Source organism: Actinoallomurus sp. CA-150999 (genome assembly GCF_050942425.1).
Lineage (GTDB): Bacteria > Actinomycetota > Actinomycetes > Streptosporangiales > Streptosporangiaceae > Actinoallomurus.
In genome coordinates this window covers 9455424-9469602 of sequence record NZ_CP192063.1, presented here as the reverse complement: position 1 = coordinate 9469602, position 14179 = coordinate 9455424, and the positions used below count along the sequence as shown (strand labels likewise).

The window sequence follows — 14179 nt, the reverse complement described above, 5'->3', positions numbered from 1 at the left end:
ACGCGTTCAGGCGGCGCTTTCTATGCCGATTTCTTACGCTTGCCGCTGTAGAGATTGATCACATCAGTGAGATCTCAAAAGGGTCACTGTTGAGTTGATCTTGTAGCTAGCGTGGCGATCATGAGAATATCTCGCCTCTCTGGCAGAGGTCTGCTCGGCATGGCCGTCGCCGGTGCGCTGGTGGGATCGGCCGTCGCGCCGGCCCACGCCGCGGTCAAGCCCAAGAGACCCGACGTCTCCATCAGCCCGATCGCGACGTATCTCCAAGAAGAGATGGACTCCCTGAAGTTCCAGGAGGTCCTCGACACCGACCCGGTCACCACGGCCGCCCAGGCACGGACGCTCAAGGCGAACTCGGTCGACAAGGACGCCCAGAAGCCGAAGCAGTTCAAGGCCGGCGCCGCGGCGACCGACTACCAGCCGATCTTCCAGCAGCCGCAGGTCGACGCCACGGTCATCGAGCTGGACCAGGACAACCGGCCGGTGTCGTCCGGCACGGTGCTGATGAGCCCGCAGTACCCGCACGGCAAGATCGTCCTGACCGACAAGGACTTCCACACCAGCGATGTGCGCTGGCGGCAGTGGGACGACTCCGGCTGGTACACCAACAAGGGTCAGGGCACGATCGACGTGGTGCCGGGCCGCGAGAACGCCTCGACCGACTTCATGCTGCCCTACCCGGCCTCGGTCCTGAAGCTGATGATCAACTTCGGGGTGCTGCGGCTGGTCGACAAGGGCGTCATCAAGCTCGACGACACCTATGCCTACAACCCCACCACGGTCAGCTCGCTGTGCGGCAACGCGAGCAGCGACACGATCCGCAACTACATCGACGCGTCGCTGACCTGGTCCTCCAACCCGGCCTCCTGCGCACTGCTGAAGATGCTGTGGGACCACGACGCGGTCAACGACCTGAACCAGACCTTCCAGGACCTGGGCCTGGAGACGCTGCAGGTCAAGGAGACCAACCCGGCCAACGGCGGGCACTGGAGCAACCCGGTCACGATGAGCTCGCTCGACACGGCCAAACTGCTCACGCTCATCAACGGCGCCCCGGGCACCGTCTGGACCGCTCCGAACGGCAATGCGGTCACCGCCGACGTGCTCAGCCCCTCGTCGCGGGAGTTCTTCAAGAAGGAGCTCGGCGACCAGGGCATGAACGACGTGCTGTCCACCTCGAACTGGTGCGGCGCGGACTACCCGGCCCCCGGAATGCCGCAGGTCGTGCCGCAGCGGTGGATCGCCGCCGACGGCACGGTCACGGTCGACGGTGACGCCTACCAGCACGACGTGCGGCCCTGCAACGCCAGCGCCGAGGTGACCTTCGCCCACAAGACCGGCCTGGTCAGCAACTCCGGCAGCGACGCCGGAATCGTCCGCAACCTGCCCGGCAAGAACGGCCGCAACTACATCATCGCGGTCTTCTCCAACCTCGGGAACCAGTACATCGACCCCAACCGCCCGCCGACGGCCCCGGGCGCCCACCCGGTCGCCTACAGCGAGAAGTACGCCCAGCTCGGCCTGGCGATCGACAAGTACGAGGCCACGCTCGGAGGCGCCAACGCCGCCCGCCGGTGATGAGCGTGCGGTGACGGGAGCCCGATCCGGCCCCGCCACATGAGAGACGGCCGCCGTGAGGTCTCCCGCAAGGAGTCCGCACGGCGGCCGTCCGCGTCTGCTCAGCCCCTCCCGAGACGTGCGCGCAACCGGTCGCGGGCGGCGGGCCACTCCGCGGGGATCATCGAGTAACAGACGGTGTCCCGAACGGAGCCGTCGGGCAGGATGCGATGGCTGCGCAGCACCCCTTCCCGCTGCGCGCCGAGGCGTTCGATGGCCCGTTGCGAGCGTTCGTTGCGGTGATGGGTGTGCCAGCCCACCCGGCCCGCGCCCAGCACGTTGAACGCCCGCTCCAGCAGGAGGAGCTTGGCCTCGGTGTTGAGGGCCGTCCGCTGCCAGCGGGCGCCGATCCACGTGTGCCCGATGCACAGGCCGCGATGCGCTGGTTCGATCTCGTAGTACGACGTCGTGCCGGCGACCTCCCCGGTGGCCGCGTCGATCTGGACCCAGGGCAGGCGCGTTCCGCGAGCCACCTGGGCCAGATCGTTCTCGACCATGCGGCGTGCCTCGTCGAGGTCGGCCGGCTGCCGGACGTTCAGCCACCGCCAGACCTCAGGGTCCTTGCCCGCCTCGAAGAGTCCCTCGGCGTGCTCGGGACCGAGCGGCTCCAGACGGACGTGGCGTCCGTCCAGGACCGGCCGCTCGAACCATGCGCTGTTCATGAGCGGCACATTAGGAGCGTTGGGCGCTGCCCGAAAAGGGCCAGTATGTGCCGCTTCGGGGCAGACCACTTGCCTCGTCGCCCGCCGTACGGATCGTGGGCGGGCCTACATCCGGCGTCGAGCGGTCTTGTTCGACATCATCCCCATGCCGACCGCGCCCATCCCGAAGAGGAAGATCAGGGCACCGGTGATGACGTTGTTGATGACGGTCGACGCCGTGGCCGAGGATCCCCTGACCACCCACGGCGCGATGATCGTCCACACGCCGATGAGGGGGACGACCCAGGCGACGCCGTGCGTACGCCCGTACGCCGAGGCGAACCCCACCGCCAGCAGCGTGACCGCGATCCCGCAGAGCAGGTTGTTCACGGTGAGCGTCGTGGCGCGGGTGTGGAACGCGATGACCCACGGTGAGATGGCCAGGTACAGGCCGCTCAGGAAGGTGAGACCGTCGACCGCGTGGGCGGATGTCGTCTCGGCGACGCGGTCGTACCGGGCGCGGAGCTCCGCTATGTCGGGATGCTGCTCCATGCCGGCCATGGGACGCGCGGACATGTGACCCACCACCTTTCTCTGCTGCGAATCGGTCGCTCTATCCGCCACTTTCCCGCTGTAACAACGACAATTCCGATCAAACGCAACGGTTTCGTCAAATCGTGTGATCTCTGGCGATCGATCCCGCGCTCCCGTCCGCCGAGGGTTTCCGGGGCTCCGACCCCGAAAACCCTCGGCGGGAGCGGTCAGCCGTCGACCTCCACGGCGATCGTCTCCGTGTAGTGCAGGTGGCCGAAGTACGTCACGCGGACCAGCGCCCACCAACTTCCCGGCCTGGCCGTCCGGGGCGCGTGGAGCTGGAAGGGCACGGTCGTCTCGGCACCCGGGGCAACCTCGAAGCCTCGCGTCCACGGGGTGATCAGGACGTCGTGGTCCGGGCCCCACGTGCCGTACGGGCTGATGAGCTGCGCCTCACCGCGGATCGGCGCGGCGGCGGAGTTGCGGAGCCGTACGGCGATCTCGGCGTCGTCTCCCGGCCGGAGCCGGGGCGCGGGGGAGGCCAGGGCGACCTCCAGCGGTTCTCCCGCGAGTTCCGTGCCGACCTGCACGGTGACGACGTCCTCGATGACCTGGCCCAGGTCGTCGCGGATCCGGGCGCCTACAAAGTAAAGGCCCGGAGCCGCTCCCGACGCGTCGACGGTCAGCTCGTACTCGGCGAACTCGCCGGGCGCGAGCCGGTAGTCCAACGTCGGGCCGGTGACGGTGAGCCCGTCCGGGACGTCCAGTTCGACCCGCCCGGCCGCCTCCGGGCCTGAGGCGGCGACGGTGAGCCGGAGCGGCCCGGGCTCCGTCAGCGAGAGCCGCTGCGGGGACAGGTGCACCGCCGTCGGGAGGTTGCCGAGGGGCGCGGGTCCCTTTTGATGCAGCCAGTAGCGGCCGAACACCGGCTGGACCGGTTCGGTGCCCGACGCGAGGGCGGAGCCGCCCTGCGTCAGGTCGCCGGCCGGGTGCAGGCGGACGGTGACGATGTCGGCGGCGCCCAGCCGGAGCTCCTCGACCGTCACCGCTTCGCCGCCGGACTCCAGCAGGTCGGTCCGGCCGGCCTCGGTGACGCCGGTGAACAGGCCGATCCGGGCCGTCGTGGGGCGGCCGGCGGACTCGTACACGCGGACCGTCACGCCCTCGGCGGGATCGATCCGGCCGGGACGGGCGGCAGCCAGGGGGTTGCCGGCCGGCTTGAGGGCGGACAGCAGGACGTTGTCCGGCTCGACCGTCACCAGGCCGTCCGCGGGTGCGGCCTCGCCGGGATGCGCCTCCGCGGGCCGGGCGAGCACGACGTGGTTGTACTCCTGCCCGGCGCGGACGAACCCGGCCGCGCGCCAGTCGCCCTCCCCGGCCACGAGGGAGTAGCCGAAGGTGTGGTTCCAGTGCTGCCACGACAGGCTCGACCCGTCGGGAGCGGTGCGCAGCGGGCCGTCGATCCACACCCCGCTCGGCCAGGTGCTGCAGGACCGCATCAGGTTGAGGTACACCCGGCCGTCCGGCGTGGCGACCGTGCCCGGCATACCGGCGTTCAGCAGCGCGATCGAGCGGCCGTCGTACGGGGCGTCCGACCCGTCCAGCCCGGCGGGCCGCCGGACCTCGATCGTCGCGTCGTCGAGGTCGGCGCACAGCCCACCGACCTCGGCGACGATGAGCACCGGCAGGTCCCGTACGTCGCGCAGGTCCGCGCCCGGCACCCAGATCTCGGCCAGCGGACGGGCGGCGGGCACGAAGACGCGGCCGTGCTCGGCCAGCGCCGCCTCGTACGCCGGGCCGGCCGCCGCGAGGACCTCGGCGGCGAACGGGTTGTCCGCCGGGCCGCCGAGGACGATCCGCGCGTCGGGCAGGTTCGAGTCGACGTCGAGCGCGCCGTAGCGCGGGCCGTCGGGGCGGCTGAACGTCGCGGTCACGCCCTGGGCGGCCAGGGCGGCCAGCACGGTGCGGGCGGGCTCGCCCTCGTCCGTGCCGATCACCTCGGCGACCCCGACGGCGTGCTCCTGCCGGGAGCCGTCGTCGCCGGTCAGCGCGATCCGAACGGTGGCGCTCAGCGCGGTCCACGTGTGGGCCGGGTTGTCGAGCGTCCACAGGTCCTCGGCGCTGTCGGCGTCCGGGAACCCGAAGGGCCGGCCGATGGCGGCGAAGCCCACCTCGGACACCGGGCGGCCGCCGGGGACGTCCAGGTCGAAGCCGACCCGCAGCAGGTGGTCCTGGCCGATCGAGCCGCCGACGTGGGTGCGGAAGTCCACCCGGTCGACGCCGTCCCACAGCAGGACCTCGCCGGTGACGGTCAGTCCGTCCAGGGTCGTCTCGGTGACGAGGCGGCGTCCGATCGGCGACTCCTCGACCCGGACGGTGGCGCGGCGTTCGCCGGTGCCGTGGCCGGGGCCCGCCGGCAGCAGGTGCCAGGGGCCCTCGCCCCAGACGGGGTGGGTGGGGTGCTCCTCCTGCAGGTACAGCTCGCCGCCGAGCCCGCCCGGCCGGAGCAGCTCCCGGCCCGTCCGCAGGTCGCGGATCGAGGTGAGGGCGCCGCCGCGCGCGGGGTCGGCGGTCACCGCGAACGCCGCGTTGCCCGCCTCCGTGCCGGCGCCCGGGGACCAGCCCGCGGGCAGCTCGTCGGCGTCGACGACGTGGTAGACGCGGTAGCCGAGCGACGGCACCGCGCGGGCGAGGAAGGTGAGCGTGACCTCTTCCACCGCGCCGCTCTCGGTCGTGCGCACGCCCTCGGCGAGGCACGGCACGGTCTCGCCGGCGTCGTCGACGAGGCGCAGCCCGGGACGCGGTTCGTCGAAGGTGAGCCGGACGGTGGTGATGCCGTCGCGCGCCCAGGACAGGGTGTTCGCCACGATCACGGGACGGCCGGGGCCCGTCGTGTCGGTCCGTGCCGCCAGGTGGTCCAGGGCGGCGGTGCGAACGGTCTCGCCCAGCTCGTACGCCTCGCGCCAGCCGGCGAGCAGGTCGACGTACACCTGGTCGGACTCGCTGCCGGTGATGGCGTCGTGGTGCGCCCCGTACGCGAGGAGCCGCCACGCCTTGTCGACGGCCTCGGCCGGGTACGCCGCGCCGGTCAGGGTGGCGAGCGTGGCCAGCCGCTCGGCGTCGAGCACCGCCACCTCGGCGGCCCGCTGCGCCTGCTTGGTGTCGATGTAGGAGACGTCCTTGCCGGTATAGACCGGGTTCATGTCGCGGGTCTGCGGCACCGGCACCGCGCGGCGCTCGCCCAGCTCCTCGCGGACCGCGGCGAAGAACTCCTTGGGCAGGCCCACGACGAAGCGCGGCCAGACGTACCGCTTGTTCCAGTCGCGCTGCACCTGCGTGCTCCAGCGGGACGGCACGACGTGGTCGGCGCCCACCGGGAGCAGGACGTTCCGCGTGGCCGCGACCGGGCTCAGCTCGCGGAACTGGCCGTACGCCAGGTCGGCGGCCTGTTCGAGGGTCTTCGCCTGCTCCTCCATGACCCAGCCCGCGCCGTAGTGGTTGGCCATGTACGCGGTCAGCACGCCCCGGCCGCTGGGGGAGATCCACTCGAACTCGGCGGGGAACTGCATGCGCTCGTTGTCGCCGACGTGCCGGTTCGGGCCCCACATGTGGAACGGGCCGCGCGCCCAGGCCGAGGAGGTGAGCCCGGCGTCGGCCATCAGCCCGGGGTAGGCCGGGTCGTGGCCGAACACGTCGAGCATCCACGCCGACTGCGGGTCGCCGCCGACGACGTCGCGCTGGTAGCCGATGCCGTAGACGGCGTTGCGGATCGTCGACTCGGGGTGGGTGAGGTTGGTGTTCGGCTCGTTGTAGTTGCCGCCGACGAGCTCGATCCGGTCCTCGTCCAGGAATCTCCGCAGGTCCGCGCGGTCCTCCGGGTACACGTCCCAGTACGGCTTGAGATAGTCGATCTCCGCCAGCACGAACTTGTAGTCCTCGTCGCGTCGGGCCGCGTCCAGGTGGAGGCGGACCAGGTCGAACGCGGTCCGTACCTCCTCGGGGCGGCGTCCCTCGGCGGCCGGCAGGTCGTACCAGGTCTCGGTGAAGCCGGCCTGGGTGTTCCACCACACCGGGTCGTAGTGGAAGTGCGAGACCATCCACATCGTCCAGCCGGTGACGGCGGCGACGATGTCGCCGTCGAGCGTCACCCGGGCCTCCGGCGCGCCGAGCGTCTCGGCGACGGCGGTGACACGGCGGACGGCACCCTCGGTGACGGGCTCGGCGAGCCGTACGCCGACCTCGGCGACCAGGGTCTCGCCCGGATCGAGGCGGGAGACGATCGTCGGCTCGGGGGTCGTCACGGCCGGGCCGGTGAGCGACACCCGGATCTCGGTAAGGGGGGAGTCGGCCCCGGTGAGCGTCACGCGGACGATCTGTCGGGGATGCGACGTCGAGCCGGCGAACAGGTCGGTCGACTCGATGGCGGCGATGCGCATGAAGGCTTTTCCTCCGGCTCAGCCCTTGACGGCGCCCTGCAGTGCGAACGCGTTCCCCAGCGTGCGCTGGGCCACGGTGTACAGCAGGACGACGGGCAGCGAGTACAGGATCGAGAAGGCGGCCAGCAGTCCGTAGGAGGAGTACGCTCCCGCCCCTCCGAAGTACTGGTAGATGGCCACTGCGGCCGGCTGTTTCGCCGGATCGATCAGCAGGATGAACGGGACGAAGAAGTTCCCCCAGGTGAGGGCGAAGGTGAAGGTGAACACCACGGTCGTACCCGGCACCATGAGCGGCAGCACGATCCGCAGCAGCGCCCGCAGGCCGGACGCCCCGTCCACCCACGCCGCCTCCTCCAGGGAGATCGGCACCTCGTCCATGAAGTTCTTCAGCATCCAGATCGCCATCGGCAGTCCGATGGCGGTGAGGAACAGGACGGTGGCCGGGATCGAGTCGAGCAGGTCCAGCTGGACGAACAGGCCGTACACCGGGACCATGATCGCCGTGACCGGCAGCCCGGTGGCGAACAGCAGCCCGAGCAAGATCGGGCGGCCGAATCGCCGGCTGTAGCGCGACAGCGGGTACGCCGCGGGCGCGCCGAGCAGCAGCGTCAGCAGCGCCGAGCCCATCGACAGCACCAGGCTGTTGGCCAGCGCGTGCAGGTTGTCGCCGGTGAGCACGTCGGCGAAGTTGCGCAGGGTCAGGTGGTCGGGGATGGACGTGTCCAGCGGCGGGCTTTCGGAGACCGACGCGAGGAACAGCCACCCGAACGGCGCGAGGAACGCCAGCGCCACCACGGCCAGCACCGCGTACGCGGCCACGGCGGCGCTGCGCCGGTTCGGCGCGGTGGGAGAGGCGACCGCCATCGTCACACCTCCTTACGCATGGCGCGCAGGTAGACCAGCGAGAACACGGCACCGACCCCCAGCAGCACGATCGCGAGCGCCGCGCCGTAACCCAGGTGGTAGAACTTGAACGCCTCCTGGTACATGAAGATCGGCAGCGTCTGGCTCTTGGTGCCGGGACCGCCGCCCGTCATGGCGAAGATCAGCGTGAAGACCGCGAGGGTCTGCAGCGTGATCGTCATCAGGTTGGTCAGCATCGCCCGCCGGATCAGCGGCAGCGTGATGTGGCGCAGCCGCTGCACCGCCGACGCGCCGTCCACCGAGGCGGCCTCCAGGAGCTCGTCCGGCACGTTCGACAGCGCGGCGGAGTAGACGAGCATGGAGAACGCCGTGCCGCGCCAGACGTTCGCGATCGTCACCGCCAGCAGGGGACTCGCGTACAGCCAGCTCTTCCCGTGCAGGCCGACGGCGTGCAGGATCGCGTTGAGCGTCCCGTGGTCGGACAGGAACGCGTACCACATGAACGCCGCGACCAGCTCCGGCAGCACCCACGCGCCCACCACGATGCTGCCGACGATCGAGCGGACGATCCGGCGACGGCCGTTCATGAGCAGCGCGAGCGCGAGGCCGCCGAGGTTCTGCCCGACGACGGCCGAGCCGACGACGAAGACGACGGTCAGCCACAGGGATTTGGTGAACTCCGGGTCGGAGAACATCTGCCGGTAGTTGCGCAGGCCCACCAGGTGCGGCGAGCTGGCGCCCGCGCCGGTCAGCGCGATGTCGGTGAAGGACGCGTAGACGCACCACAGGATCGGCCCGACGAAGAACAGCGCGAGCAGGCCGAACGCGGGCAGCAGCGGCAGCGCCCGTCCGGCGGCCCGCCGCCCGCGCCGGGCGGGCGGGCGGCGGGTGACGGGGCGCTCGGCCAGGTCGACGGCGACCATCAGGGCGTCCTTCCGGCCATGGAGCGCGGGCGGCGCATCAGGGCTTCGCCTCCACCTTGTCCGGGCCGGCGATCTGCTTGACCTGGCCCGCGAAGTCGTTCATCGCCGACTGCGGGGAGCCCTGGTTGGTCACGACGGCCTCGGTCGCGGCCTGGAGCTGGTTGGAGATCTGCGGGTAGACGCTGTAGGCGGGCCGGTACTGGGTGACGGACACCAGGTTGGTCCAGAACTTCTGGGTCGGGTTGCCCGCGACGTACCCCGGGTCGTCGACGACGTCCTTGCGCACCGACACCTGCGTCGCCTTGACGTAGAAGTAGAGCGAGTTCTCCTTGTTCATGGCGAGCTGCACCAGCTTCCAGGCGGCCGCCGCCTGCTTGGTGCGGGCGCCGATGGACAGGAGCCAGCCGCCGGACATCGTGACCTTGCCGGGCGCCTGTCCGTTCTGGGTGGGCATGGGGGCGGTGCCGAGCGTGCTCGACCACTGTGGCCAGGGGTTCGCCCCGCCGGGGATCCACGCCTGCGGCAGCCAGGAGCCGTCCAGGTCGATGGCGATCTTGCCCTTGGGCAGCTCCTGCCCGGCGACGTTGTCGCTCCAGTGCGGGTCGAGCGCCTGCTGCGGCGTCGGGCCGAGGCCGGAGGAGTAGACCGTCTTCAGGAAGTTGAATGAGTCGCCCATGCCCTTGCTCGGGACGATCCACTTCTTGGTCTGGTCGTCGTACAGCTTGTCGGCGGTGCCGTACAGCAGCATCTCGAAGCCCTGCATGGAGGCGGCCTCGCCGACGCCCTTGCCCGCGTAGACGTTCAGGGGGATGACGCCGGGGACCTTGGCCTTGATCTGCCGGGCGGCGGCCAGGACGTCGTTCCAGGTCTTCGGCTGCCAGTCCGCCGGGAGCCCGGCCTTGGCGAAGATCTGCTTGTTGTACCAGAGGCCACGCGTGTCGGTGCCCATCGGGATGCCGTACGTGTGGCCGTCGGAGGCCTGCCCGGCCACCTTGGCGGCGTCGAAGAACTGCGACCAGTCCGGCCACGACTTCAGGTTGTCGTCGAGGGGCGCCAGGAAGCGCGCCTGGGCGTCGGAGTTGACGAAGAACGTGTCCTCGTAGGCGACGTCGGGCGCGGTGCTCGGGGAGCGTCGCAGGAGGTTGAGCTTGGTGTAGTAGGAGTTCTCATCCGCCTCGATGGGGATGAGCTTCAGCTTGTAGCCGGGGTTCTGCTGTTCGAAGACGGGCTTGATCTTCTTGAACAGCTCGTCCGCGCCGATGAAGTTGCCGAACTTCTGGTACGCGACCTTGATCGTCTTGCCGTCCGAGGATCCGCTGCTGCCGCAGGCGCTCGCGGTCGCCGCGACCATCACCGCCGTCATCACGAAGGCCGATTTCCGACGCATGTGCGCTCCCTCCAGGGGGATTTGCCACTGTGATGTGGCAAATCTGGATGCTGGAGCGTTCCAGGTCAAGGGCTCTGGCCCAATGGGTTACGAACGCGTTACCGATCGGCCAGTAGGCGATCAATATGCCCAGGTCAGCCGCGTACGACCGGGAGGCCCGTGATGGCGCTGATCCGGTCGGCGGCCAGCGTGACGCCGGCCGCCGGGGTCCACCGCCGGGTGAGCACGCCCTCCAGGAGCACCTGCAGCTGAGCGGAGACGAGGGCGTACACCGGCGAGGACGGCCGTACGACCGCGTGCTCGAGCAGCACCGCCGTCTGGGCGTGGAACGGCGACACCGGCGCCATCGCGTCCAGCACGCTGCGGCGCGGCGGGAGCTGGCCGGTCTCCGCGCACAGGTCCGCCAGCCGCTTCGGCGCGGTGGCCGCGCGCAGCAGCCGCATCGCCAGGTGAGGGTTCCGCGCCTGGCGGGGGATGCAGTAGACCATGCCGCCGCACAGGATCGCCGGCGGCCCGTACGGCCCGGCGGGCAGCGGGACGAACCCGAACCGCTCGGCGACCTCGGAGAGCGTGCCGCCGATCTCGGCGGCGAGCAGCTCGGCGTGGTAGCTGGCGCCGACGAACAGGTCCGCCCGCCCGGCCGCCAGCAGCCGGGCCGCCTTGTGCCGGTCGTAGGTCACCACCTCGGCCGGGAGGACCCCGTCGTCGACGAGGCGGCGCAGGAACCGCAGCGTCTCCACCGTCGCGGGGGAGTCCAGCGTCACCGCCTCGGGGGTGAAGATGGTCGCGCCGTTCGCGGCGAGCAGTCCGACGAGCGCGTACGTCGCGGTCTCCGTCGCGGCCGGGCCGCCCGGCATCACCAGGGCGTATCGGTCGCGGGGCAGCCCCTCCGCGAGCGTACGGCCCAGGGCGCGCAGGTCGCGCCACGTGGCGGGCGGGGACGCCCCGGCGGCGTCGAGGGCCTCCCGGCGGTACCACAGGCCGGTGACGTCCGCGTCGGCCTGCACGGCCACGATGTCGTCGCCCTCCAGCCGGTACGCGTCGGCGAAGGGCGGGAGGAAGTCGGCGTCGTGCTCGCCGGCGGCCCATTCGGGGTCCAGTTCGCCGATCCGGGTGAGCATGTGCGACTCGGCGAACTCCGCCACCCACACCGAGTCGACCAGCGCCAGGTCCGGCCCGCGCCCCTCGGCGATCGCCCGGCGGAACACCCCCCGCAGCTCGGCGAGCGGCGCCGACGTGATCGACAGCCGCAGGTCGTTGCCCGCCGCTTCGCGCAGCTGGTCCTCCCACGCCTGGTCACAGGTGATCACCGAGATCTCCGGCGCCGCGCTCAGCGTCCGCATCCAGTCGGGATTGACGAAGGTGCCGCGTCGCCGGTGCCGGACCACCACCCCTTCGGCCGCCAGCTCCGACAGGGCCCGTGCCACCGGCGTACGGCTCAGGCCGTACGCCGCGCACAGGTCGTGCTCGGTGGGCAGCCTGCCGTCCACGCCGTACTCGCCGCGCTCGATGTCGGCCAGCAGGCGTCGCTTGAGGCGGTAGTAGGCGGGTAGAGGCTGAGCGGTGTCCATGAACGTCCTCGGTCCGGGATCAGGTTAAGCATATTTGCCGTCCGCCAGCGACAAATACCGACGAGGACCCTCGACCGGCTAGGGCGTCGTCAACGCGGCGAGCGCATCGCCTAGGGTCACCAAGCAGGCGTACGGCCTCGCATCGGGCGGAGCAGTACATACCGCCCGACCAGTTCACACTGACCAACGCCACGATTCGGGGGAACAAGGATGCCGCTCACGTCACGTCCGCACACGACCACCGAGCTGCTGATGGAGCTCGAGCCTGTCGTCGCGGTAGAGCTCGATCGTCACCTGTCCACGGCCAAGGAGTGGTTCCCGCACCAGTACGTGCCGTGGAGCCAGGGCCGCGACTTCGACGGACCATTCGACGGTGAAGCATGGTCGCCCGAGGACACGAACATCCCGTCCGCGGCGAGAGAGGCACTGATCGTCAACCTTCTCACCGAGGACAACCTGCCCGGTTACCACCGGGAGATCGCGACCATCTTCGGCCGGGACGGCGCGTGGGGTACCTGGGTCGAACGCTGGACGGCCGAGGAGAACCGGCACGGCATCGTCATCCGCGACTACCTCACCGTCACCCGGGCCGTCGACCCGGTCGCGCTCGAACGTGCGCGCATGCGGCACATGGAAGGCGGCTACCAGGCCGACCACGGCGACAAGATGCTCCACGCCCTCGCGTACGTCTCCTTCCAAGAGCTGGCGACGCGCATCTCTCACCGCAACACCGGTAGGGCCTCGGGCGATCCGGCGTGCGAGCGCCTGCTGGCGCGGGTGGCCGCCGACGAGAACCTGCACATGCTCTTCTACCGCAATCTGCTCGCGGCGGCCTTCGAACTGTCCCCCGACGAAACGATGCGTGCCGTCACCGATGTGGTGACGAGCTTCCAGATGCCCGGCCACACCATCGACGGTTTCCTGCGCAAGTCGGTCGCCATCGCCAACGCCGGCATCTACGACCTGCGAGTGCACCTCGACGACGTGCTCTCCCCGGTCCTGCGGCAGTGGCAGGTCTTCGAGCTCGAAGGTCTGGAAGGCGACGGGGACAAGGCCCGCGAGGAACTGTCAGAGTTCCTGGAAGGGCTCGAGACGGCGGCGACACGTTTCACCGATCGCCGTGCCGAACGCCAGGCCCGGGCGGCGAAGGCGGACGCCGAGACGCGGTGACACCCACGTCGCCGCGCGGGCCGGGACGAGAGAACCGGTCTCGTCCCGGCCCGGCCAGGGCTCATGCCAGCAGCGGGTGCCAGCCGTCGCGGTAGCGGACGCCATCGCGTCGGAGCCGGACCTCGTCGTGACAGGTCCCAGGGACTGGCTCGGTGCGGACCAGTTCGGGTCGATCCGCCACGACGCACACTTCTTCGCCGGGCCACCACCAGCCGCAGGAGCGCGTGAGCGCGGCCCAGTGGCCGAGGAGGTCGAGTTCGTCCGGCCCGTAGCGGGCCAGCCCGAGCCGGTGCAGGGCGTCGTAGTAGGCGGTCCACGCCGCTTCCTGCTGCCCGTACCAGCACACCGGTACGGGCCCGCTGCCGGCCAGCGCGTTTCGGAGCCGTATGCGGAACCCGTGGGCGAGGCTCCGGTCCAGCGCGACGCGGATGCCCTGGTGCAGCACGACGCCCAGGGGAACGCCGAGCTCGAACGCCTTCAGCGGTGGCACTTCGGGCCAGGGCTCGTTGTGCTTGCCCTTCCGCGCCGGGGACAGCTCAGGGTCGGCGTGGGAAACGCCGGCGCTGAGCGCGCCCCGCAGCTTGGACAGCTCCATGGCCAGATCACTGGCCAGCGGTGGTGTCCCTCGCGGACGAAGGTCACGGATCCATGCGTAGAGCCGGTCGAGGGTGGGCAGTTCGGCGACAAGCGAGATCGCCTGAGCCGGAGAGTCCACCCATTCGAACCGGGGTCGTGGGCGAAGGACCTTCGCGTAGATCGCGCTCAGGCTGTCTTCGGTGGTCCGCCGGTCGGCCGGCTGCGTGGAAAGCCCGTGGTCGAGCCACTCCTGCCGGATCTTGATGGCTTCCTGCCAGAGGCCGTGAGCTCTCTTGCCACGGAGGTCGGCCACAGGTGCAGCGGCGTCATGGCGCCGCGTCGGCGCGATCAACGCGCGTGGGCGTCGCCGCCCTTTCGGTTGGAGATCATGCCCCGATGATGACCCAGACCCTCGTGTGGGCGCAACCGGCCGACAGGGCCAGGGCGCGCTCAGAGTAGG

At 70.6% G+C, this 14179-nt stretch carries 10 protein-coding genes; 2 read left to right on the top strand and 8 right to left on the bottom strand.

Annotation, left to right across the window (positions count from 1 at the left end; translation table 11 throughout):
* Window positions 1-120 precede the first annotated feature (120 nt).
* The gene (locus ACQP2O_RS43460) at window positions 121-1578 is read left to right on the top strand and encodes a serine hydrolase (RefSeq protein ID WP_433175079.1); all 1458 of its coding nucleotides are present in this window, start codon (window positions 121-123) and stop codon (window positions 1576-1578) included.
* Window positions 1579-1679: 101 nt separating this feature from the next.
* Here ACQP2O_RS43460 and ACQP2O_RS43455 read toward each other — a convergent pair whose 3' ends face one another.
* From ACQP2O_RS43455 to ACQP2O_RS43425, 7 genes are all read right to left on the bottom strand, one after another.
* Entirely contained in the window at window positions 1680-2279 is a 600-nt protein-coding gene (locus ACQP2O_RS43455) for a GNAT family N-acetyltransferase (RefSeq protein WP_433175078.1), read from the bottom strand.
* Window positions 2280-2384: 105 nt separating this feature from the next.
* On the bottom strand, window positions 2385-2834 hold the full coding sequence (locus ACQP2O_RS43450) for an SPW repeat protein (RefSeq protein ID WP_433175077.1): 450 nt from the start codon (window positions 2832-2834) through the stop codon (window positions 2385-2387).
* Window positions 2835-3019: 185 nt separating this feature from the next.
* Window positions 3020-7228 (bottom strand): glycoside hydrolase family 38 C-terminal domain-containing protein, encoded by a 4209-nt coding sequence (locus ACQP2O_RS43445; protein ID WP_433175076.1) that lies wholly within the window; start codon window positions 7226-7228, stop codon window positions 3020-3022.
* An 18-nt stretch (window positions 7229-7246) separates the two neighbouring features.
* Window positions 7247-8092 carry a carbohydrate ABC transporter permease gene (locus ACQP2O_RS43440; protein ID WP_433175075.1) on the bottom strand — a complete coding sequence of 282 codons (846 nt, stop codon included), beginning with the start codon at window positions 8090-8092 and terminating at the stop codon, window positions 7247-7249.
* A gap of 2 nt (window positions 8093-8094) precedes the next feature.
* Window positions 8095-9015 (bottom strand): carbohydrate ABC transporter permease, encoded by a 921-nt coding sequence (locus ACQP2O_RS43435; RefSeq protein WP_433175074.1) that lies wholly within the window; start codon window positions 9013-9015, stop codon window positions 8095-8097.
* A gap of 37 nt (window positions 9016-9052) precedes the next feature.
* Entirely contained in the window at window positions 9053-10402 is a 1350-nt protein-coding gene (locus tag ACQP2O_RS43430; protein ID WP_433175073.1) for an extracellular solute-binding protein, read from the bottom strand.
* 134 nt (window positions 10403-10536) lie between these two features.
* Window positions 10537-11973, bottom strand: coding sequence for an extracellular solute-binding protein (locus ACQP2O_RS43425; RefSeq protein ID WP_433175072.1), 1437 nt, complete (start codon window positions 11971-11973; stop codon window positions 10537-10539).
* 210 nt (window positions 11974-12183) lie between these two features.
* Between ACQP2O_RS43425 and ACQP2O_RS43420 the strand changes: the two genes are divergently transcribed.
* Window positions 12184-13143, top strand: a complete 960-nt coding sequence (locus ACQP2O_RS43420) for an acyl-ACP desaturase (RefSeq protein ID WP_433175071.1) — start codon at window positions 12184-12186, stop codon at window positions 13141-13143.
* A gap of 61 nt (window positions 13144-13204) precedes the next feature.
* Here ACQP2O_RS43420 and ACQP2O_RS43415 read toward each other — a convergent pair whose 3' ends face one another.
* Window positions 13205-14032: a hypothetical protein gene (locus ACQP2O_RS43415; protein WP_433175070.1), complete on the bottom strand. Its 828-nt coding sequence runs from the start codon at window positions 14030-14032 to the stop codon at window positions 13205-13207.
* Window positions 14033-14179 lie beyond the last annotated feature (147 nt).